The following is a 22,197-nucleotide window of genomic DNA, read 5'->3' as shown; positions in this document are numbered from 1 at the left end:
TGTGCGCACGATGATGACAACAGGGATAACGAAGCTATTGCTTGCCTGTGGAGCTGCTCTCTTTGGTTGGGCAGCCTTCCACGCCTTCATGAATACGCGACAATGGACGGGATCCCACGGGACAACGGTCTTATTGTTGTTGGTAGCTGCAGGCGTATTGTCCATTACCGGCTATGGCATGCACCGCTACTTGACCCGGCTGCAAACGATTGTTCTGCTTGCCGTGGTGGCCGGCGGCTTGAGGCTGGTCTGGATAGCGGTTGTGGACACACAGCCCGTATCGGATTTCCTCGACATGTATACCGCCGCCCGAAGTGCTGCCGTAGGGGACTTTTCATTCGGGACATCGGAATATTTCACCCGCTGGGTGTACCAGCTCGGGTTTACCCTATATGAGGGCTTGCTGCTGAACTTGTTCGGCGATCATCTTCTTGTGCTCAAGCTGTTCAACATCGCGCTCAATACGGGCACAGTTTTTCTGGTCTACGCTAGTGCTGCCAAAGTATTCGGCGAGCTTAGCGGGAGAATCGCGGGGTTATCCTTTGCTCTGTATGTGCCGCAGATTATGATGTGTTCGGTGCTGACGAATCAGCATCTGTCGACGTTCTTCTTCTTCCTGGGGGTTTACTTCGCTATCGTCGATCGAGGCAGATCGGGCAAATACAGATGGGTGCTAATCGCATTGTGCTTCGCGCTCGCGAATTTCGTGCGGCCGCTGGGGAGTGCGTTTATTGCAGCCTATGTGGCTTTTGTCGTGCTGTATGAGCTGCTGCCTAGACGGTCGGAAGGACCTCCTATATGGCGAACAGTTGCCAAGGGAGTCGGTGTGGTCGTGTTATATGTGCTGCTTCAGCAAGGTGCGAGTTGGGCGGTTCAGGCCGCTGGCGTGACGCCGTATCCGCTCACTAACCCGGAGCCCTACTGGAAGTTCATGGTCGGCGCCAATCCGGCGACGACCGGAGGATGGTCGCAGGAGGATACCGATTACGTGCTGCAATATCCGCTTGGTGAGGCGCGTAACGAAGCAGAGCGCAGCCTGCTGATGGAGCGACTGGCCGACAAGCCGGCGCTCGCCGAGCTGTACGTGCGCAAGCTGAAGGTGATGTGGGGTAATGAGGACTCCGCCTTCATGTGGAGCTTGTGGCAGCAGGATCGGCCGGACTTGCAGCGGCTCTCGATACAAGGGGAGCGAATCGGATATGTACTCGTCGCCTTGTTCGGTTTTATCGCGATGGTATCGCTGCTAGTATCCCGACAACAGGAGCATGTGGATGATGCCTATGTGATGTTCTTAATTGTATGGCTTGGTTATGCGGTCATCCACATTGTAATTGAGATTCAGACTCGTTATCGGATGGATGTATTGCCTTGCTTGTTCATTTTGCAGAGCTACGGGGTATCTCGTTTGTTCGCGTGGAGAAGGGGATCAAGCAAGGAATAGAACAAGGAATCCCAAACGTATCGATAAGGAAACTCACCCCTAGCAAGGCCAGAAGCTTCGTTGTTCAGAAATTATTCAGTAGCGACTGCTACAATAAGATCAGAACGAATCGAATGCGAGGGAATAACGCTATGGTTAGAGTTATGGTAGTGGACGATACAGCATTTATGCGTATGATGATGAAGACGATCTTGGAGGACCTGGGGTTTGAGGTCATAGCAGAAGCTCGTAATGGCAAGGAAGCGGTCGACGAATATACAAGGGTTAAGCCCGATCTGGTGACGATGGATATCACGATGCCGGAGATGGACGGTGTGGAGGCACTTCGGAAGATCAAGGCAATTGATCCGTTGGCGAAGGTCATTATGTGCTCAGCCATGGGTCAGCGAGATATGGTGCTGGATGCGATTACTTCCGGGGCGAAGGATTTCGTGGTCAAGCCGTTTCAGAGGGATCGCATTCAGGAAGCGGTATCCAAGGTCTTGAACTAAGTGATGTGAGGGTTGCTATAATATGGAGACTGAGAACGTTACTGACCCCCAATAGAGTATTGGCGGCGCAGGAAGCGTTTTTTGCTGTCTAAATCATTGAAAATTCCGTTGTCATTAGGTTGAACTAATCAAACGAGCTTAACCCGCCGATGAAAAATAGATAGGCATGACCAGGATTGAATGCCTGGGAAGAGGAGGACGGTGAAGCTAGTTGAGAGTGGTATTAATCGATGATGAACGGCTTGCGCTCATGCTACTTGAGAAGATGTTGAAGGAATTATCTTATATAGACATTGTGGGGAGCTTTATAGACCCCTTTGAGGCGGTTAAACAGGCGGAGGAACTTCAACCGGACTTGGTATTCCTGGACATTCAGATGCCAGGACTGTCAGGGCTGAGGGCAGCTGAGCTCATTATGGAGAGTTGTCCGAACGTAGATATCGTGTTTGTGACGGCTTATGATGAATATGCGGTACAAGCTTTCGAACTGAACGCACTCGATTATGTATTAAAACCGCTGCAACGCGATCGGCTCGCTCGGACAATCAGTCGGTTTGTGCCACGCCAGCAAGGACAAGAGATACAAGAACAGCCGGAGTCTGCTGCTCCGATGCTGATCCGTTGTTTCCAGATGCTGCAGATTGAGCAACCCGGACATGTACCGGAAGTGATCAAGTGGAGAACGGCCAAGGCGCAGGAGTTGTTCGCTTATTTGTTGCATCATCGCGGGCAATTGGTTCGCAAGGGTGTTCTGATCGAGTTGCTATGGCCGGATTTTGATGAGAAAAAAGCGTCGACCCACTTGTACACAACCGTGTATCAAATCCGTCAATGCCTGAAGCGTATGGTAGTTGATATTACGATTCATAACATGAGTTCGGAGGAAGGCTACGTCCTGGATGCCAAGAAGGTAAGAGTGGATGTAGTAGAGTGGGAGCAGGATTTGAGTAAGCTGCCACCGATATCCTTGCATACGATGCAAGAACATCAACGTATGGTAGATGCCTACCGTGGCGATTATTTGGGGGAATACGACTACTTGTGGGTAGAACACGAACGGCAGCGTCTGAGACTGCTGTGGCTGCAGCTTGCTCAGCAGCTCGCCGAATGGTATGTGACCGCCCAGATGCTGACGGAGGCCTTCCTAATCTACAATCGTTTATTACAACATAATCCGTATCACGAGGACAGCTATTTTGTCTTGATGAAGCTGTATGATCAGAACAAGGACAGAGCTGGAGTTGAGGAGCAGTACAGGCGAATGACAGAACTGTTGCAGAGAGATTTAGATGTGAGCCCGCATAAGAGCATCGTCGAATGGTACGACCAATGGAAGCAAGGGCTTACTTAATGAGGCACACAAGAACCTGATCGAGGCATATTCGGTTAGGTTCTTGTGCGTTTATGGCAGCGAGTTGGACATCTTTTTCGAAAGGCCATTTAATGGACGCATTTGGACGGCCGGGGCCTTGCTACTGACGTAGCGTTAATCCGTATAGTAGAAATAAAAACACACTATACTCTATAGAGAAACGAGAGTGGTTTGATTTTCGAACGTTGTTCGATTAATATAATAATATATTCGAATTAGATTCGGCTAAATAAAGAGAGCGGACAGGAGTGGAGTTGTGAAAGGAATCATTAATTTTTCGCTAAACAATAAGTTTGCGCTGTGGATCTTAACGATCATCGTAACGGTCGCCGGGTTGTATGCGGGACTGAACATGAAGCAGGAGACGATCCCGAACATTGAAATCCCGATACTCACGGTCAATACGGTGTATCCGGGAGCAGCGCCGCAGGAAGTTGCAGATAAGATTACGATTCCGCTGGAGCAGCGCCTTAAGAACTTGAACGGTGTTGACGAGGTTAGTTCTACCTCATCGGAGAACGTATCTTCCATCATTGTGAGCTACAATTACAGCAAGGACCTGGACAAAGCCGAGAGTGAGCTGCGTGAAGCTATACGAACGTTCACGCGTCCGGAAGGCGCACAGGAAGTGCAAGCTTCGCGTATTAACTTCAATGCGTTCCCTGTCGTCTCACTGAGCATATCGGGCAAGAGCCAATCGCTGGAAGAAATCACGACGCTGGTGAACAATGAAGTGAAGTCTGCACTGGAAGGTATCGAAGGTGTAGGAACGGTTGCCATCTCCGGACAGCAACTGAAGGAAGTACAGTTGACCTTCAATAAGGACAAGCTGAAGTCATTAGGACTAACCGAGGATACGGTTAAGGGCATTATCCAAGGGTCGGCCTTGAAAGTTCCACTCGGGTTGTTCGAGATGGAGAAGTCCGAGAAGACGATCGTTGTTGACGGCAACATTACTACGATTGACGATCTGAACAATATTGCGATTCCGGTCATCCCCTCCGGTGCTGGTACTGGAGCAGGAGCCGGCGTTGGAGCAGGCACGGCACCAGGCGGCCAGCAAGGTGCTGGGCAAACCCCTCCAACTGGCGGAACAGGTACAGGTGGAGCGGGTGCAGCCGGAGCTGGTACTTCAGGCGGCATTCCAACCGTCAAGCTGAAGGAAGTCGCCGATGTGAAGCTGGTGACGAAGCTGGATTCGATCTCCCGCACAGACGGCAGCCCTTCGATTGGCATTAACGTAACGAAGACGAATGACGCCAATACCGTGACTGTGGTCAACGGAGTGAAGAAGATCGCTGAGCAAGTCAAGCTCGATCACCCCGGCGTAGATCTGCTCGTCATGTTCGATCAGGGCAAGCCGATTGAAGAATCGGTCAAGACGATGTTGAATAAAGCATTATTCGGCGCTTTATTCGCCATCGTCGTCATCTTGATCTTCCTGCGGAATATTCGCACGACACTGATCTCAGTCGTGTCCATTCCGTTGTCCTTGCTTATTGCCTTAGTTGTTCTGAAGCAGATGGATATTACCCTGAATACGATGACACTCGGCGCGATGACTGTCGCGATCGGACGGGTCGTCGACGACTCCATCGTTGTCATCGAGAACAATTACCGCAGAATGTCGTTGAAGACAGAGAAGCTGAAGGGCAAGGTGCTCATTCTCGATGCTACACGCGAGATGTTCCTGCCGATTATGTCCTCGACGCTTGTGACCATTGCCGTCTTCCTTCCACTCGCAACGGTAAGCGGACCGATCGGTCAAATCTTCCTGCCGTTCGCCTGGACGATGGTATTCGCGCTGCTCGCTTCGTTGCTCGTGGCGATCACGATCGTACCGATGCTGACGCACTCTTTCTTCCGCCGAGGGTTGAAGGCCAAGCATGTTGCACATGATGAGGACAAGCCAGGTGTGTTGGGTCGTGCCTATCGCCGCATACTCAATTGGACACTCAAGCATAAGCTTGTGACGTTCTCGATTGCCATCGTCCTGTTGGTGGCAAGCTTAGGGCTGATTAAGGTCGTCGGAGTCAGCTTCCTCCCAGAGGAAGAACAGAAGTTTGCGATGATTACGTATAGCCCGGCACCAGGTGGATTGCTCGTCGATTCCGAGAAGACCGCTTTGGATGCAGAGAAATTGATTTTACAGCGCGAAGGCGTGACGAACCTGCAATACTCGGTAGGCGGACAAAATCCGATGAGTGCAGGCCCGTCCAAATCTGCTCTCTTCTTCGTCTTGTACAAAAACGAGGTCAAGGACTTCGCTAAGGAAAAGGATAAGCTGCTAGAGGATCTCAAGAAAACCGAGCCAACCGGGAATTGGGCGTTCATGAATTTCGGTGGCGGCGGTCTTGGGGGAAGCAAGCTCAGCATGTCTGTCTACGGCGACAATATAGAAGACATCAAGACTGCCGTGGATCAAATCCAGAAGTCGCTCAAGGAAGACAGTTCCTTCGAGAAGATCGATTCCAGCTTGTCGAAGCAGTATGAGCAATATACGCTGGTTGCTGATCAGCAGAAGCTGAGCCAGCTTGGCTTGTCCGCAGGACAAATCGCCATGTCCCTCAGTCCGATGCGGCAGCGCCCTGAATTGACCGAAGTAAAGGTCGATGGCAAGACGTACAAAGTGTATGTCAATGTCGATCAAAAGCAATTCAGCAGCATTAGCGACATCGAGAATACGAAAATCAAATCACCGCTCGGCATCGAAGTGCCGCTGAAGGACGTCGTGAAAGTGCAGAAGGGCACATCGACGAACTCCATCACGCACAAGAACAGCAAGCTGTACGTCGATGTATCGGCCAACATTACCGTGAAGGACGTCGGGAAAGCTTCAACGACAGCTCAGGACAAGATCAAGGGCATGTCGCTGCCAGCTTCTGTGAAAGTTGACTTCGGCGGTGTAACCGAGCAGATCACAGAAACGTTCACACAGCTCGGCATAGCGATCTTGGCGGCTATTGCGATCGTATACTTGCTGCTCGTTATCACATTCGGCGGCGCGCTTACCCCGTTCGCCATCCTATTCTCGCTACCGTTCACCGTGATCGGCGGACTGCTCGGCCTCTTCATTGCTGGAGAAACGTTAAGTGCATCGGCCATGATGGGCGCACTGATGTTGATCGGGATCGTCGTCACGAACGCGATCGTGCTTCTGGACCGCGTGCGGCACAAGGAGATGGAAGGGCTCAGCACGCGTGAAGCGTTGCTCGAAGCAGCCGGTACAAGGCTTCGCCCGATTCTGATGACTGCGCTCGCGACTGTCGGAGCACTGCTTCCACTCGCGCTAGGATTCGAGAGCACGGGGGGCAGTATTATCTCCAAGGGCTTGGGCGTAACGGTAATTGGCGGCCTGCTTAGCTCGACTGTACTGACGCTCATTATTGTACCGATCGTTTATGAGTTCCTGTCCAGATTCCGTCGGAAGCAAGTAGACGAAGTTTGAATAAGAAGCGGCGGTGAACGACAGTGAGTGAGAAGAAGCATCATATTATTGAAGCAGCCATGAAATGTTTTGCCGAGAAAGGGTATCGGGGCACGTCGATTCAACATATAGCCGATGCCCTCGGCATGGCTAAAGGATCGCTTTACTTTTATTTCAAGTCCAAGGAAGATTTGCTCGTGGAGATATGCAAGCATCACTTCGAGCTGATGTTCAAGGATTTCCGGGCAATTATGGAGGATAAGGCATTGCCTCCGCGGGAGAAGCTGCTTCGCCAAATCGTCCTGAGTTTCAACCATTTTGTCGATCACGGCGATTTTCTCAAGATGTTGTTGCAGGAGCGGGTTGAATTCAACGAAGAAATTCACCAAATTGTGTTCTCGTTGCAGGGATATTCGTTGATCGAGAACCAGAAGTGCATTGTAGAGTTGTACGGGGAAGAGGCGAGCCCCTATTCATTCGATGCAGCAACGTTGATCGGCGCTATGATGGGTGGCTACATGAGCTATGTCGTGAAGGGACAGATCAAGCTGGATTTCCAGCAAATAGCGATCTTCCTTGTAGACCGGCTGGATGATATCGTCCATGGCATGATTGGCAAGCAGGTCGAACCGGTGATGAAACTGGAGGAAATCAACAAATTCATGGCGGAGAACGGACCGTGCGCGCATAAGCTCATAACCGGGGTAGCCGATGATATTCAGGCGATTCGCGATATCATGGATACTATACAGCTGAATCCAGTCAAGCTCGAAGAGCTGGAATCGACGCTCAAGGTGCTGGAGGCAGAATTCGACAAACCAGAACCGCAAGTCGTGCTGGTGAAGGGCATGCTCGCACTGCTTCGGGGCTTGAAGATTACCAAGCTGAAGAAGCACATTGCTAATATTGAATCGTATTTGTGAAAAATATCTAAGGTGATGAGAAGCATCCCGAGCCGCCTGTATGCGGAACGGGATGCTTTGTCGTATTTCTCGAGCTCACAACCCTTTCAAGAGGCCTCAGCCTCACCGCCCTTTGCTGATCCAGAACGTAACCCGGCTGCCCTTGGACACCAACTCATTGGCTGCAGGCTCTTGCCTGAATACCGTACCTGCTGCTTGATCGTGGACTTCCAGATAATATGTATACCGGAGGCCCATAGCCAATGCTTGTTGTTCTGCGGCCGCTTGTGTTAAGCCCGCCAGGCTAGGGACTAGAACCGTACTCTCGCTATCAGGTGAAGATGTTGAAGGCTTGGGAGATGGCGGTTTCTGGCTGGGTGTCGGCTGAACGGTAGATTGCGGCTGCTGCGCCTGGTTCGTGGTAGCGGTTGATGTCGAAGGTGACCATTTCAAGTCTATGAATTCGATCATCACAATAAGGACGCCAACGAATACAACTAGGCCGATTACAGAAGCCGTCAGCCCTACTAACACTTTTCGACTGAACCGTAACAACGGAGCATTCTGGGATGTGGCCTCCTCCTCCTCCTCCTCCTCCACCTCTTCATCATCTGGCAGCACGGGCTCATTCAGGTGCGCAATGGCGGAAGCAGGAGAAGCGGTGAAAGTTGTTTGGTGCGGCCAATCCGACTGCAACTGTTGGAGACATTGGACGAACGAAGCTGCGGTCATCTGATCCGTCCATGCGTGACTAACCACGGTGACGATTTCTTCGATTTGGTCCGGTGGACCATGCTGCAAGGACCAGCTAAGCTGGATACCGAATGAATCCGAGTCTGTCGGGATATGTTCGGTTCGAGTAAGGAGCTGATACAACAACAAGCTAAGTCTTTTGGCTAGGCTCATTTTGTGAACGGCCGCATCCCAAGAGTTGATTACGTTAAGTTGACGATTGTCGGTTATCCATATATTGGCGGGAGCGAGCGAGAAATTCATCGTGGTCCCGTCTTCTCCATTCAGCAAATCTCGCCCGAATTCCGCAATCATGGTCAGCGCATCCATCACGGAAGGCGGTGTATGCTGGATGAAGGGCTGCAACGAACAGCCCGGCTTATGGTTCATAACAACATGAATCTGCTCTTGTTGGAGCTCCATGTCGAGTATATGCAAGAATGGCCGATTCGTTATGCCATGTGTCGCGGACTCTAACCTTTGAATATAAGTCTCAACTGAAGTCTCATGGAGGATCGGGACGGCATATATTAACACAGATCGCTTAAGCGTCAAGTCTTCTCCTTTATACAAGCGGTCGAGGCCGATCGGAGCGATTAAGGCCGATAGCGCATACCGGGTCGAGCTGTACACCATTCGAATCACCTCGTTTCTTTCCTATTCTATAAGATTCGAAATGATTCCTCGTTTTGCGACATCGGTGCACAGAATTGTTCGTAGGAGATGCCAATTTAAACCACATCCGCCGAGAGCTTGGAGAGGGGTCCTTGTTCTGTGGCGATCGACTGTACGGCGTAGACGGAGATGGGGAACATCGGCATGCCTACATAATAGGGGGTTATCTCGTATAGTTGGAAATAGACGACAATCGCTTTATCCGCCAAGTAGTAGTCCTGGTTCGGCTTAATGGCCGTGAAGCCTTGAAGCAGCGGGAGGTTTCTCATCCTGAGCTGGACGGCAATCTCGCTGGACAGCACCTTGATATAATCGGATCCGGGCTTGAACAGATCGCCGAGTGAGTAGAGCTTGCCTGTGTTCACGTCGAAGGTTAATGATCTGGCAAACGTATTGCCGTGCGCCATCGGGTGGGAATAAGCATAGTTGCTGAGAATCAGACTCAAGATGCCCCGCTCGTTCGTCTTGATCTCGTAATGGCCGACCATCTCCATATTCGTTCCCGTCTGTACCTTCTGCTGCTCTTGTTGCAGCACGTGCACGGTCTTGTAGATCGTTCGGTTGATGTGATCTTCTGCGGATTGGTTGGCGAGTCCGGACACGCTGGGATATTGAATCTTCACGCCGGGGGCGGTCAACAGACGAGTTTGCACCGCTGTCGGGAGTTGGTAGAGCGCCATAAGGGTCATTCCTTTCACATGCGAGTATAGGATACATTAGCCTATTCATCTGGCGCTCCGTTGGTTAAACCAAGAACACATTGACATTTCACTTCAGGCAGGCTTACAATGTGATCAAGTTGATAAGCGGTGATGGAGATTGGGAGATTCACATAGGTTGCTTTTTTGTTGCTGGACAACAAGAGGAAGCAATTTATGTGTTTTTTTTGATTGGACGTGAGACGTAAGACACTTAATTAGGAACGGAGTCAGATGTATGGCTTTTCATAATCAAAGCATTCTACCGGCTGTCCGAAAAGTGAAGGATTTGGAAAAGCTGCTCGCGACCCCCTTCACTTACATTGTGCTGCTGGACAGTCATATCGGGCAGTTGAAGCATCTGGTCGATCTGGCCCGAGCCCATGAGAAGAAACTACTGCTTCATGTCGATCTGGTGGAAGGGCTGAAGAACGATGAATACGCTGCAGAATTCCTCTGCCAGAACATCAAGCCCGCGGGGTTGATTTCGACTCGCGCAGGGGTGATCACCAAGGCGAAGCAGAATGGGTTGCTGGCTATTCAACGGCTGTTCCTGTTGGATTCGGGAGCGCTGGAGAAGAGCTATACGTTACTGGAGCGTACCCGGCCGGACTTCATCGAAGTGCTGCCTGGCATCATTCCTGAGATCATAACTGAGGTAAGCGGCCGTACGAATATTCCGATCTTCGCGGGAGGGTTAATTCGCACGGTGAGCGACGTGGAGAACGCCTTGCAGGCCGGAGCTACTGCGGTAACGACCTCGCACAAGGAACTATGGCGACATTATGTGTAGCAAATCGGACTATGGAGGATATTCACTGTGAACCCTACGTATATGATGGCGATTGATCAAGGCACGACCAGTTCCAGGGCGCTGTTGTTCGACCGGGAGGGGCGAGTGGCGCACATCGCCCAGCAGGAATTCACCCAGCATTTCCCCCACCCAGGGTGGGTGGAGCACGATGCGGAAGAGATATGGACCTCGGTGCAGGCCGTCATCCGCTCGGTGTTGGCGGAAGCGGGCATATCTCCGGCGCAGATTGCCGGGATCGGCATTACGAACCAGCGGGAGACGACCGTTGTCTGGGATCGTCGTACCGGTGTTCCGGTGTACAACGCGATCGTCTGGCAGTCGAGGCAATCCGCGCCCATCTGCGAGCAACTGCAGGCCGAAGGGCTGGAGCAGCGGTTTCGCGAGAAGACAGGGCTGCGGATCGACGCGTATTTCTCGGGTACGAAGATCAGATGGATACTGGATCAAGTCGAAGGAGCTCGCGAGAAGGCGGACGCCGGACATCTGCTGTTCGGCACAATCGACACCTGGCTCATCTGGAAGCTGACGGACGGGGCTGCTCATGTGACCGATTACTCCAATGCTTCCCGGACGCTTCTGTACAACATTCATGAGCTGAAGTGGGATGAGGAGTTGCTCGCGGTACTGAACATACCGGCTGCCATGTTGCCGGAGGTGCGTCCTTCTTCCGAAGTATACGGACATACGACCGCGGAGGGAACGGACTGCTTTGCAGGTGTTGCCGTTCCTATTGCGGGCGCGGCCGGCGATCAGCAAGCTGCGTTGTTCGGGCAATTATGCTTCGAGCCGGGAATGGCGAAGAATACGTATGGCACCGGCTGCTTCATGCTGATGCATACGGGTGATACTGCGATTGCGTCTGAGCAGGGATTGCTCACGACGATTGCCTGGGGCCTGAACGGTCGAGTCGAGTATGCGCTGGAAGGCAGCATCTTCGTGGCAGGCTCCGCGATCCAGTGGCTGCGCGATGGGCTGCAGGTGATTGAGGCGGCATCAGACACCGAGGCCTATGCGCTGCAAGTGGACTCAGCGGAAGGCGTGTACGTCGTGCCAGCCTTTGTCGGTCTGGGCACGCCGTATTGGGACAGCGATGTACGGGGAGCGATGTTCGGCATCACCCGAGGAACGACGAAGGCGCATATCATTCGCGCTACGCTGGAATCGCTCGCGTATCAGACGCGTGACGTGCTGAACGCGATGCAGGAAGACTCGGGCATTACGATGCAGAAGCTTCGTGTTGACGGAGGGGCCGTGTCCAACAGCTTCCTTATGCAATTCCAGAGCGACATGCTCGGCGTTCCTGTGGAGCGGCCGGTCATCTTGGAGTCGACCGCGCTTGGAGCGGCCTATCTCGCCGGTCTGGCGGTCGGGTATTGGCGCGATACGCAACAGATTGCGGGCCAAGGGCAGGTCGATCGGGAGTTCGAACCTCAGATGGAGAGTTCTGTTCGCGACGAACTGTATGCCGGATGGAAGAAAGCCGTCAGGGCGGCTATCACTTTTCATTAATCAAACGGTGTGCTATTATACGACTATAAGTTCATATACGGTTGGAGTTCGAGGAGAAACCACAACAGCGTTTACGCAGCTTGCGTAAGCCGCTTGTTCGTGGTTTTTTCTATTCATACATGAGGCAGAGGCGGAGGAGTGAGAGGTATGGGTAGTTCATTCGGAAGTACGGAGAGAACGACATGGTTACAACAAATGACGGAGGAAGTTCTCGATATTCTCGTTATAGGTGGAGGCATTACGGGAGCCGGAATCGCTCTGGATGCAGCGAGCAGGGGGTTGAAGCTCGGACTTGTGGAAATGCAGGATTTTGCGGCCGGCACGTCCAGTCGCTCGACGAAGCTGGTCCACGGCGGGCTGCGCTACTTGAAGCAGTTAGAGATCAAGATCGTAGCAGAAGTGGGGAAGGAGCGTGCGATCGTCTATGAGAACGGGCCGCATGTGACGACACCGGAATGGATGCTGCTGCCGATCTATACTGGCGGGACATTCGGCAAGCTGTCCACATCGTTCGGTTTGCGCTTGTACGATTATTTGGCAGGTGTTAAGAAAGGCGAGCGCCGCCAAATGCTTAGCGCGAGCGAGACGCTAGGGCGTGAGCCGCTGCTGATGCAGAACGGGCTTAAGGGTGGCGGTTATTATGTGGAATATCGGACCGATGATGCCCGACTGACGATTGAAGTGATGAAGAAGGCGGTAGAGCTTGGTGCTCGAGCAGTCAATTACGCCATGGTGGAGAAGCTGCTCTATGAGGAAGGGAAGCTGATTGGTGTCCAGGTAACCGACAGGTTGAGCGGGCAGACCTACAGCGTTCGAGCGAAGAAGATCATTAACGCTACCGGGCCATGGGTCGACACGCTGCGGGAACAGGATCGCTCGAAGAAGGGCAAGACCCTGCATCTGACGAAAGGCGTTCATCTGGTGTTCGATCAGAGGCGATTCCCGCTGCGGCAGGCCGTTTACTTCGACACGCCGGATAAGCGGATGGTGTTCGCGATTCCTCGGGCGGGCAAAACCTATGTGGGCACGACGGATACAAACTACGCCGGGGACCGGGTGAATCCGCAAATAACGGTGCAAGATCGCACGTACTTGCTGAATGCCGTCAATAGTATGTTTCCAAGTGTGCGGCTGAAGGAACAGGATGTCGAGTCGAGCTGGACGGGGCTGCGGCCGCTGATTCATCAGGAAGGCCGGGACCCGTCGGAGATTTCGCGTCGAGACGAAATTCTCATATCCGACTCCGGCCTGATCTCCATCGCGGGCGGCAAGCTGACCGGCTATCGCAAGATGGCCGAGATGGTCGTTAATCGAGCCGCCGAGCTGCTGCAGCAGGCTGGTGCGCCGTTCATTCCGGCGAGCCGGACGAAGCAGTTGCCGATCTCCGGCGGTGACATCGGCGGCTCCGCCAAGCTGGAGCCGTTCGTCGCCGCGAAGCACGAGACGGCCCGCCGTATGGGGCTGGGCGAAGCTGAAGCCGAGCGGCTCATTCGCCGGTACGGTTCGAACGTGGACGCCGTGTTCGCGCTTGTGCGCGAGTATGGCGTGGTGGCGAATGCGACTTCGATTGCGGAAGAGCCAGCAAGCGCAAGTGTGACGGCTGCTGAACAACAGGCTGCCGCGGGATTGACAGGCTCGCTGCAATCGCCTGGGCTGGAACTGCCGGCATTGATTGGCGCTGAGCTGGTGTACTCCATCGATGAGGAGATGACCGTGAAGCCAGTCGATTTCTTCATCCGGCGGACGGGCGCCCTATTTTTTGACATCGCATGGGTGCAGCAATGGAAAGTGCCCGTCATCGAATGGATGAAGGGCCGGTTCGGCTGGTCGGAGGAACAGACGAATGAGTACCGACAGGAGCTGGACGACCGACTGCGCGAGGCGATTTCTCCGGCTGATCGGGATCATTTCTGAATATAAACCTGATGCAACCTTTCACACAACTATACGTCTATAGTTGTAAATGAATGGAAGGGCGGAAGGTGGCGAAGGGATGAGATTTCGGTGGAGAGAAGGGGCTATATGGAGGAGCAGGCAGAGCGAAGGATCGATCATAGGACATGGCACGGAACAGGACGCTGGGCTGGGTGTCGGGCAGGGCATCGGGCAGAGTATGGGTTGGATTTTGTATGGACTGACCCGTCGTGCTATGAGGGCCGTTGCATTTGCACTCGTACTGGCCGCTCTCGTAACACCAACACTCGCACGTGCGGATCAGGGGGATGCAACTACGCCGTCAGCCGTAACGATCCGGCTGGAGTCAGAGCCGCGCTTACAAGCTCCGATGCGTACACTTGTGTCCTCTTCCCCGCAGACATATACGGTTGCATTTATTGAAGCCATGAATCGAAGCTCAGTGGAGAAGTCGATTGAAACTCATGGCATAGTCCAGCAGCGGCTTCCGTTGTCGAGACTGGACTGGAAGTTCGTATGGGACAGCGATCATCTGCTCCACGCTACCGCTACCGCGCTGGCTTCCGGATCTCCTGCATCCCGGACTTATTATTGGGGTGAATACCAGGTGAACGTGAACGGGGCTTTAACTGCACAAGGGGCTGCGTTATCCGAAGCTCCTGTGTTGCTAGCCACGATTCAGAATCCGCAGCAACTGTGGCGTTATGCAGCCGATGGCAGCAGCCGGGAGCTAGTAGCTACAGTGGACGCGCCATATTCATTCAGGATGCTGCCGAATGAGGAACGCTATCTGTTCGCCGTCAGGGGAACCCAGTTCTGCGAGTGTGATGCGGTGTTTGATCAGTTGTATGCGCTATACGATCTTCAGGAGCAGGTGTTAATTCGCTATCCGGTTCCGTTGCAGTTGAATTATCGGGGGAACGGCGATTTTGTGGCGGATCGGCGAGGATTTTTTTACGAGCAACCGACGGGAGATAAAGTGCAGAGCCTCCCTATCCCAGCCGGGGATACGCTGGACATTCATGTAGACGGGTATGTACATGGGGCCAACTGGTCGAAGGATGGGAAGTACATCCTGATGGCGGTAGGAAAGCCTGAGCTGGAGCCGCATATGGCGATCCTCTTGTACTCGACGGTCGATGGAACGACGCAAGTGTTGGCCGAATCGCTTACAGGATGGGCACCGGAAGATCCGGGATTTGGTCGCCGGATGCCGGTCACCTTTTACGATGATGGGGAGCGGGTTACATTCGCGCTGGATAAGCGGGAGCCTTACGGACAATGGAACTACACGCTCACATGGCAGGATCAGCAGCCCGTTGTCTGGGAACCGCCAGCGGCGGCTGCAGGGTGGTCGGGGTTCACGTCAACGAGCGATCGTCAATATCGCTTCTATGCCAACGGAGGAATATACCGCGGCAGTGAGAGTGTTTACTCGGGAATGGAGTTATCCTACTGGCAATCCGGTTGGGTGAACGGCACTCACTTGTGGGCAGCATCGCACAATGACTACAACCGTCAAGGTAACGAGCTGTACACCGGATCGATAACGCTATTCGATGCGGATCGGTTGGAGCAGAGGACGTTGTATAGCGGTCTCTACTACGACAGCGGGTATATTGGCAGCAGTCGCGACGGCCATTACTTGTACGTACAGGCCAGACAGCCGGTGGTCGGATCACCGCTACCTGATGATCCGTTCGGGCGGGCGGATGGGAAGTTGCTCGTTGAAGTGAAGCCGGACACGAGGGCTCCGATTGTATTCTACATCCAGGGCAAACGTTTCGTCCCACAGCAGGCGCCGTTCCTAGAGAATCGCGCGCTGTACGTCCCGCTCAGGGAAACGTTGGAGGAGGCTGGGTGGACAGTAACATGGGGAGCAACTGATCAAGTTATAACCGGCCGGAAGAGTGGTCGGTCCGAAGACAAATTCCAGTTTACTATTAATTCTGGAGAAGCTCGATTCAATGGTCGAAGCGTCTCACTGCCTCTGGCACCGAAGCTGGTGGATGGCACTACGTATATGTACGCGGGTATCTTGCAGATGATCGGCATGAAACTGGACTGGGATACCGTTAAACAGGTCATGACGATTGAAGTAAGGTCGGAGACCGGGGGATTGACGCTGTCAGACGGCACCTGGTACGAGGGTGGCTTGCGGGGAAATATTCCGTGGGGCGTTGGCCGTCAATTGACGACGGAGGGACGGCTGCTCTATGAGGGTGAGTTCGAGAACGGATTGTACCATGGGCCAGGTAAGCTATTCGATGTGACGACCGGGAAGCTGGTATATACGGGGACATTTGTAGAGGGCACCGCTAGAGTAGTTGATTAACAGGATATGCTCCTGTTAATCGGACTGAAAAGGGCAAAAGCGAGGTATTAGATGGAATTCCTCCCTCTAATTTCTCGCTTTTGCCTTATAAAAGGGGAAACTGTCACAATTAGCAGGAGGAAATCCAGTTCATGTTACACTTATCCAAGAAACAGCCGTAATTAACAGGATGAATTCCTGTTAGCAATACCAGGTTTCAGCAGGATAAGGTAATGAACACGAGGAGACAACGATGGATCGTTTGCTGCAGTCATCCAAGTGATCGATCGGCCTGCATGAAACACCACACATCAATTCTTATCCATGCTCTGCTTCCGCCACATTTGCTCAAGCACAATAGCAATGATTGTGCCGATCAACAGCCCGTTGCCGCATATATACTGCAAGCTGGAGGGTAGCCCTTGGAACGTAGCCGAGGGCTGGAACATCAGGCCCGCGCCGAACACCAGCGTGACGCCTAATATCGTCAAGCGGCGCTGGTCCAGCTTCTCCCGCAGAATCGACTGGAACGAGATGCCGATCATCTGCACGAACGTGGCGAATAGAGCGGCATTCGCGACCGGTGCCGGGAGTAAGGCCAGCAGGCGTACGATGGCAGGGAAGAGCGCAATGCCGGCAAGAAGCAAGCATGCCGCGAGGAAGGGCACTCTGCGCTTCTCGCCAGTCAGTTGGATGAATCCCGCCGATACGGGAAGCGGCACTAGCCCCATCGTTGAAAACGTCGAAGCGAGGAAGTGCGTGACACCCCCGGCCATGCTGCTGCGGTTGTACGATTGCTTGGGCGTTACCTTGGTATCCGCGGGTACCACCTGACTGACCGCACTGATCGCCGCTATCGTGTTGGAGACGAGAATGAGCGTGAACAGTATGCCGGTCACGATAATGCCGACATTCCAGTGCGGGACTCCCCACGCATAAATCTCCGGCAGCTTGAACCAGGGGACGGCGGTAGAGGTAGTCGCAGCTGCCAAGTTGACATCGGCACCTGCCGCGCCTGCTCCTGCTCCTGCTCCTGCTCCTGCTCCTGCTGCCGCACCTACTGCGGCACCGGAGCCTGCGGTCGTTCCTGCCGCAACGGCAAGACCTGCGCTTTTCCCCGATATTGCATACACGAGCCAGCCCAACCCGATTCCGATCAGAACAGCATAGTTTTTCAACCAACCCTTACCCTTGACCGACAGGACGATGACCAGTAGGAACACCCCAATAGCAATCGCGGTTGTGCCTACATCCATCTGCACGACCTCGCCGGACAAGCCCATCATGCCTTTGAGAAACACACCGCTGAGCTGGATCGCCAGCAGCAGCAGGAAGGACCCTGTTACCAGAGGCGAGAACAGGAACAACATACGATGGAACAGACCGCTCGCACCTAAGAGGAACAGCAGCACACCCGTGATAAGTAACCCGCCTTCAATAATTTGCAGGGTATCCCGCAAGTTCTGGCCTTGCTGAATGGCCATATCCGCCATGATGACGAACACGCTGACCCAGGAACCCGCCGGTCCATCGGCGATGGGATAGCGGTGACCGAGCCAGCCCTGGAGGAGCGAGCTGATGCCGACGATGAAGAAAGTCCGCTGCATCAGCGAAGACACTTCTTCGAGTGACAAGTGAAATACGTTGCCGATTACTATCGGCATAGCAATCGAATTGGCGAGCAGGAATATAAACCATTGAACCGTGTTCAAACCCAGATAAAGTCGATGATTGTGATGATTCCCCATCTTACGAGAGCGCCCCCGCTACAAGGCGGCCTTGCTTCATAACTGCCTGACGTGTCACCCGGCGGGCGATCGTCTCGGCGGAGCAGCTCGCGGGCACGAACACCGCGTCGGCCGCATCGCCTACGGCGGGCCACACGCGGGTGCCATCGGCACCCAGCGGCATGACGCCGCCGGTGATGAAGCCGAGCGTGCGCGACAGCGAGCGCTCGTCGGAGAAGCGGTACAGCTCGGCGAGCCGCTTCGCCTTCTCCAGGCAGTCGCCGGTGCCGAACGGCGACCAGTGATCCGTAATGCTGTCGTTGCCAAGCTCGACCCGGACGCCCTTGTCGCGCAGCATCGGAAGCGGCATGATCATCCCGCCGATCGGAACGGTCGACGTGACCGACATACCGAGTGCCGCCATGCGCTGCGCCAGCTCGGTGGCAGCAGGGGGATCACCAGCCAGCCCGTAGGCGTGACTCACGGTGACCCGGCCCTGCCAGCCAGCTTCCTCGGTCAGATCGGCAAGCCGGTTCATCGTCGCGAGGCCGATCTCCCCACGGTCGTGGATGTGAATGTCGACACCTGCATTAGCCTCGACAGCGATGTCCATGATCGTCTGCAGAGACTTCTCGATGTCGCCGTCTACAGTAGACGGATCGACGCCGCCAACATGGGTGGCCCCGAGCGTCATAGCCTGCCGCACTTCCGTGACAACGTTCGAGTGCAGCAGTCCATGCTGCGGGAATGCCACCACTTCGTGTGTGATCCGTCCAGCGAACGTCTCCAGCGCCTGCATCGTCGCCTCCAGGTTCTTCAGCCCGATAACCGGATCCACATTGCAATGCGTGCGGACATGGGTGGAGCCGAAGCCAAGAATGAGCGAAAGCAAGGCCTCGGCTCGCTGACGAGCAACTGGAAGCTGCTTAGGCAGCAGTTGTTGCTCTTCCTTGATACGGTCGAAGATGCTGGCGATCGGCTTGACTGCCTTCCATTCACCGCTATAGTAAGTTTTGTCCAAGTGGATGTGCATCTCCCGGAACGAAGGCAGCATCAACAGCCGCCCGGCGTCGACCTGGGGTAACCCATCTTGAAACGGAGCCACGCCAGCCGCCGCTGACCGAATCTCAGTGATTCGTCCCCCCTCTATACGAAGATGGCATATTTCCGTATCTGTCCCATCCACCAAGCCGTCCACATAGCGATATCCGCTTTCCAATCGTACATTTATGAGCCAATAAGCTTCCTTGTCCAGTTGCATATTCGTTTCATTCCTTCCATGTCTGCAGCGATCAATCTTGCGCCCCGGCTGTCTGTAATAGGTGGACAATCGTCGCGAATCTGCGGTCCTTGGCATGCTTCAACGCTGTAACGCCGTCCTTGTCTGGTATATTCACATCGGCTCCGTGTTCAATCAGCATCCGGATGATGCGTTGATGCACCGGGCCTCCATCGCTCAACACGACTGCTTCCATCAATCCAGTCCAACCGAGCCGATTGATATGGTTCACGTCAATATCAGAATGGGTGAGGAGCATCTCGACAACGGCTTCATGTCCTCGCTCACACGCAGGAATAAGCGCCGTCCCGCCGAATCGGTTCGTCAGCTTCGTATCTGCACCTGCTTCTACGACAAGCTTCACAATGTCCAAGAGACCAGCCGCCCCAGCATACAGCAAGGGATTGTCCTGACGGTTGTCACGCAGATTCAGATTAGCTCCAGCTTCGATCAGCGCCTTCACGGTAGCCGTATGGTTTTGATAAGTAGCGGCCATAATCGGTGTCCGGCCTTGCGAATCCGTTGCATCGATGTCTGCGCCATCTCGAAGCAGCTCCAACATAGCGGAAGTATCCCCGCGTCCTGCTGCTTGGACAAGAGCTTCATGTTTCGCCATCCGCGCCAGCTCCTTTCTTTCAAAGTCACTAATGCCTATGCTAACATGTGAGTATATATATGAAAAATATTAGTTTTGTTCGAGTTTCATACTTTAATCATATATGTAGTGAAGGAGTGAGGGAACATAGATATCCGCCAACTGCGATATTTTATAGCGATTGCTGAGGAACGTAAGATAACCGCTGCCGCCCGCAGGCTGCATATCGCTCAACCACCGCTCAGCCAGCAATTGAAGGCGATGGAACAGGAGCTTGGCGTGAAGCTGGTGGAACGAACAGGCAAGCTGCTGGAGCTTACGGAAGCTGGACAGCTCTTGTATAAGCATGCCTTGAACATCGTGAAATTATTGGAAGAATCGCAAATCGAAGTGAAAGAAACCGGAAGCGGCCTGAGGGGCAAATTGTCGATGGGCGTCAACACATTATCGAGCGAACGTCTGCCGAAGCTGCTGCGAATTTTTCAAAGCCGGTATCCGAACATTACCTATAGAATCCAGCAAAACGAGTCGGCTCAGCTATGTAAGCTAGTGCGCGAACGGGCTATTGAGCTGGCGATTATTCGCATGCCGCTGGAGTTGAGTGATTTTCATGTGCTGCCGCTGGCGACCGAGCCGTTCTACTACGTTACATCCAACCAATACCCGCATGAGTCCGGTTCCCCAATATCGCTTGCGCAAATTCAGAAGGAACCGCTGATCGTACCTAGCACAGAAGGGCTCGGGCTGTATCAGATGATCGTGGATGCTTTCTCGCGACGTGGGTTTACGCCTAACGTGACTTGCGAATGCTCGGATATTCATATTTTGCTGGAGCTGGTCGCATCTGGGTTCGGTTCTACGCTCGTGCCTGGGACTGTATTGAAGCATCACCAGGGATATGATGTGCAGGCGTTAGAGATTGAAGGCGCCGCCGGGCTGGAGGCCTCGTCCGCATTAATCTGGTTGAAGCAGCACTATTTGTCCCAGACGGCCCAGCATTTCATCGAGTTGTTGAAGGAGAATGTGAGGAACTAATCATTTCCGAATATGAGAATCGGGTTCTGGGATTAGTAAGACGCTTCCGGTTCGGCAAGCTACAATGAGGGCATAACGTAAGAAATCCAAATTCATAGCAAAGGGAGAATGGAACAATGGCTACTCATCAAATAGGTATTATTATGAACGGTGTAACGGGACGGATGGGCACGAACCAGCATCTAATTCGGTCCATCGTGGCGATTCGCAAGCAAGGAGGAGTGGCGCTGCCGAATGGCGATACGATTATGCCGGACCCGATTCTCGTAGGACGTCAGGAGAACAAGCTGCAGGATTTGGCGGATAAGCACGGCTTGACTCGTGTGAGCACCGATCTGGATGCGACTTTGGCTGATCCTTACAATGTCATTTATTTCGATTCGCAAACGACGGTTCGCCGCGCAGCTGACGTGAAGAAAGCCATTGCTGCAGGCAAGCACATCTATTGTGAGAAGCCTACTGCGACGGACTTGGCTTCCTCGCTGGAGTTGGCTAGACTAGCAAGAGAAGCTGGCGTGAAGAACGGTGTCGTGCAAGACAAGCTGTTCCTGCCAGGCTTGATGAAATTGAAGCGCTTGGTTGATTCCGGCTTCTTCGGCCGTATCCTGTCTGTCCGTATGGAGTTCGGTTACTGGGTATTTGAAGGCGACTGGCAGCCAGGCCAACGTCCTTCCTGGAACTATCGCAAAGAAGACGGCGGCGGTATTATCGTCGATATGTTCGCTCACTGGCGCTACGTGCTGGACAACTTGTTCGGCGAAGTGAAATCGGTATCCTGCCTAGGTGTAACTCATGTTCCAGAGCGTTTCGATGAGAAAGGCGAGCGTTACGCTGCAACAGCGGACGATGCCGCTTATGCTACATTCGAGCTGGAGGGTGGCATCGTGGTACAAGCGAACTCCTCTTGGACGACTCGTGTGAACCGTGACGACTTGCTGACAATTCATGTAGACGGAACAGAAGGCAGCGCGGTCGCTGGCCTGCGGGACTGCAAAGCTCAACACCGTGTGCACACGCCTAAGCCGGTCTGGAATCCGGACATCGAGAATCCGTTCAAGTTCATCGAGCAATGGGATGAAGTTCCGGCCAACACCGTATACGATAACGGCTTCAAAGTGCAATGGGAGCTGTTCCTGAAGCACATTGTAATCGATACTCCGTTCCCTTGGGATCTGCTGGAAGGGGCCAAAGGCACGCAACTGGCTGACCTCGGTCTGCAATCCTGGGAAGAGCGTCGTTGGCTCGATGTACCGAAATTGAGCTTGTAATCCT

General features: G+C 53.6%; 16 protein-coding genes. 11 read left to right on the top strand and 5 right to left on the bottom strand.

Features of this window, described 5'->3' with window-relative positions; genetic code table 11:
- The first annotated feature begins 1 nt into the window (after position 1).
- From AC1DWB_RS00390 to AC1DWB_RS00370, 5 genes are all read left to right on the top strand, one after another.
- Positions 2-1,441 carry an ArnT family glycosyltransferase gene (locus AC1DWB_RS00390; RefSeq protein WP_477539029.1) on the top strand — a complete coding sequence of 480 codons (1,440 nt, stop codon included), beginning with the start codon at positions 2-4 and terminating at the stop codon, positions 1,439-1,441.
- A gap of 131 nt (positions 1,442-1,572) precedes the next feature.
- Complete coding sequence (locus tag AC1DWB_RS00385; RefSeq protein WP_477539028.1) at positions 1,573-1,932, top strand: response regulator; 360 nt, start codon at positions 1,573-1,575, stop codon at positions 1,930-1,932.
- A gap of 217 nt (positions 1,933-2,149) precedes the next feature.
- A complete protein-coding gene (locus AC1DWB_RS00380) occupies positions 2,150-3,283 on the top strand; it encodes a response regulator (protein WP_477539155.1) in 1,134 nt (377 codons plus the stop codon).
- Positions 3,284-3,560: 277 nt separating this feature from the next.
- Positions 3,561-6,752 (top strand): efflux RND transporter permease subunit, encoded by a 3,192-nt coding sequence (locus AC1DWB_RS00375; protein WP_477539027.1) that lies wholly within the window; start codon positions 3,561-3,563, stop codon positions 6,750-6,752.
- A 23-nt stretch (positions 6,753-6,775) separates the two neighbouring features.
- Positions 6,776-7,654: a TetR/AcrR family transcriptional regulator gene (locus AC1DWB_RS00370; RefSeq protein ID WP_477539026.1), complete on the top strand. Its 879-nt coding sequence runs from the start codon at positions 6,776-6,778 to the stop codon at positions 7,652-7,654.
- A 102-nt stretch (positions 7,655-7,756) separates the two neighbouring features.
- On the opposite strand, the gene AC1DWB_RS00365 is transcribed toward AC1DWB_RS00370, so the two are convergent.
- A complete protein-coding gene (locus AC1DWB_RS00365; protein WP_477539154.1) occupies positions 7,757-9,001 on the bottom strand; it encodes a PASTA domain-containing protein in 1,245 nt (414 codons plus the stop codon).
- A 95-nt stretch (positions 9,002-9,096) separates the two neighbouring features.
- On the bottom strand, positions 9,097-9,720 hold the full coding sequence (locus tag AC1DWB_RS00360; RefSeq protein ID WP_477539025.1) for a DUF3298 and DUF4163 domain-containing protein: 624 nt from the start codon (positions 9,718-9,720) through the stop codon (positions 9,097-9,099).
- A 256-nt stretch (positions 9,721-9,976) separates the two neighbouring features.
- Between AC1DWB_RS00360 and AC1DWB_RS00355 the strand changes: the two genes are divergently transcribed.
- The 4 genes from AC1DWB_RS00355 to AC1DWB_RS00340 all read left to right on the top strand — a co-directional run bounded on the left by AC1DWB_RS00355 (position 9,977) and on the right by AC1DWB_RS00340 (position 16,310).
- Positions 9,977-10,531 (top strand): glycerol-3-phosphate responsive antiterminator, encoded by a 555-nt coding sequence (locus AC1DWB_RS00355; protein WP_477539024.1) that lies wholly within the window; start codon positions 9,977-9,979, stop codon positions 10,529-10,531.
- Positions 10,532-10,573: 42 nt separating this feature from the next.
- Positions 10,574-12,061, top strand: a complete 1,488-nt coding sequence (glpK, locus tag AC1DWB_RS00350; RefSeq protein WP_477539153.1) for a glycerol kinase GlpK — start codon at positions 10,574-10,576, stop codon at positions 12,059-12,061.
- A gap of 147 nt (positions 12,062-12,208) precedes the next feature.
- Positions 12,209-13,975 (top strand): glycerol-3-phosphate dehydrogenase/oxidase, encoded by a 1,767-nt coding sequence (locus AC1DWB_RS00345; protein ID WP_477539023.1) that lies wholly within the window; start codon positions 12,209-12,211, stop codon positions 13,973-13,975.
- 79 nt (positions 13,976-14,054) lie between these two features.
- A complete protein-coding gene (locus AC1DWB_RS00340; protein ID WP_477539022.1) occupies positions 14,055-16,310 on the top strand; it encodes a copper amine oxidase N-terminal domain-containing protein in 2,256 nt (751 codons plus the stop codon).
- A gap of 290 nt (positions 16,311-16,600) precedes the next feature.
- Here AC1DWB_RS00340 and AC1DWB_RS00335 read toward each other — a convergent pair whose 3' ends face one another.
- Genes AC1DWB_RS00335 through AC1DWB_RS00325 form a run of 3 tightly spaced genes read right to left on the bottom strand, consistent with a single transcriptional unit; the run spans position 16,601 to position 19,911 of the window.
- On the bottom strand, positions 16,601-18,037 hold the full coding sequence (locus AC1DWB_RS00335) for a purine/pyrimidine permease (protein ID WP_477539021.1): 1,437 nt from the start codon (positions 18,035-18,037) through the stop codon (positions 16,601-16,603).
- A gap of 1 nt (position 18,038) precedes the next feature.
- Positions 18,039-19,277, bottom strand: a complete 1,239-nt coding sequence (locus tag AC1DWB_RS00330; protein WP_477539020.1) for an amidohydrolase family protein — start codon at positions 19,275-19,277, stop codon at positions 18,039-18,041.
- A 31-nt stretch (positions 19,278-19,308) separates the two neighbouring features.
- Positions 19,309-19,911 carry an ankyrin repeat domain-containing protein gene (locus AC1DWB_RS00325; protein ID WP_477539019.1) on the bottom strand — a complete coding sequence of 201 codons (603 nt, stop codon included), beginning with the start codon at positions 19,909-19,911 and terminating at the stop codon, positions 19,309-19,311.
- Positions 19,912-20,037: 126 nt separating this feature from the next.
- On the opposite strand from AC1DWB_RS00325, the gene AC1DWB_RS00320 reads away from it, so the two are divergent.
- Together AC1DWB_RS00320 and AC1DWB_RS00315 are read left to right on the top strand one after the other, a co-directional pair.
- The gene (locus AC1DWB_RS00320) at positions 20,038-20,925 is read left to right on the top strand and encodes a LysR family transcriptional regulator (protein ID WP_477539152.1); all 888 of its coding nucleotides are present in this window, start codon (positions 20,038-20,040) and stop codon (positions 20,923-20,925) included.
- A gap of 116 nt (positions 20,926-21,041) precedes the next feature.
- Complete coding sequence (locus AC1DWB_RS00315; protein WP_477539018.1) at positions 21,042-22,193, top strand: Gfo/Idh/MocA family protein; 1,152 nt, start codon at positions 21,042-21,044, stop codon at positions 22,191-22,193.
- The last annotated feature ends 4 nt before the right edge of the window (positions 22,194-22,197 follow it).

This window comes from Paenibacillus sp. P4_E11 (assembly GCF_056401635.1).
The sequence above is the reverse complement of the archived record's forward strand: the minus strand, read 5'-3'. Positions and strand labels throughout refer to the sequence as shown.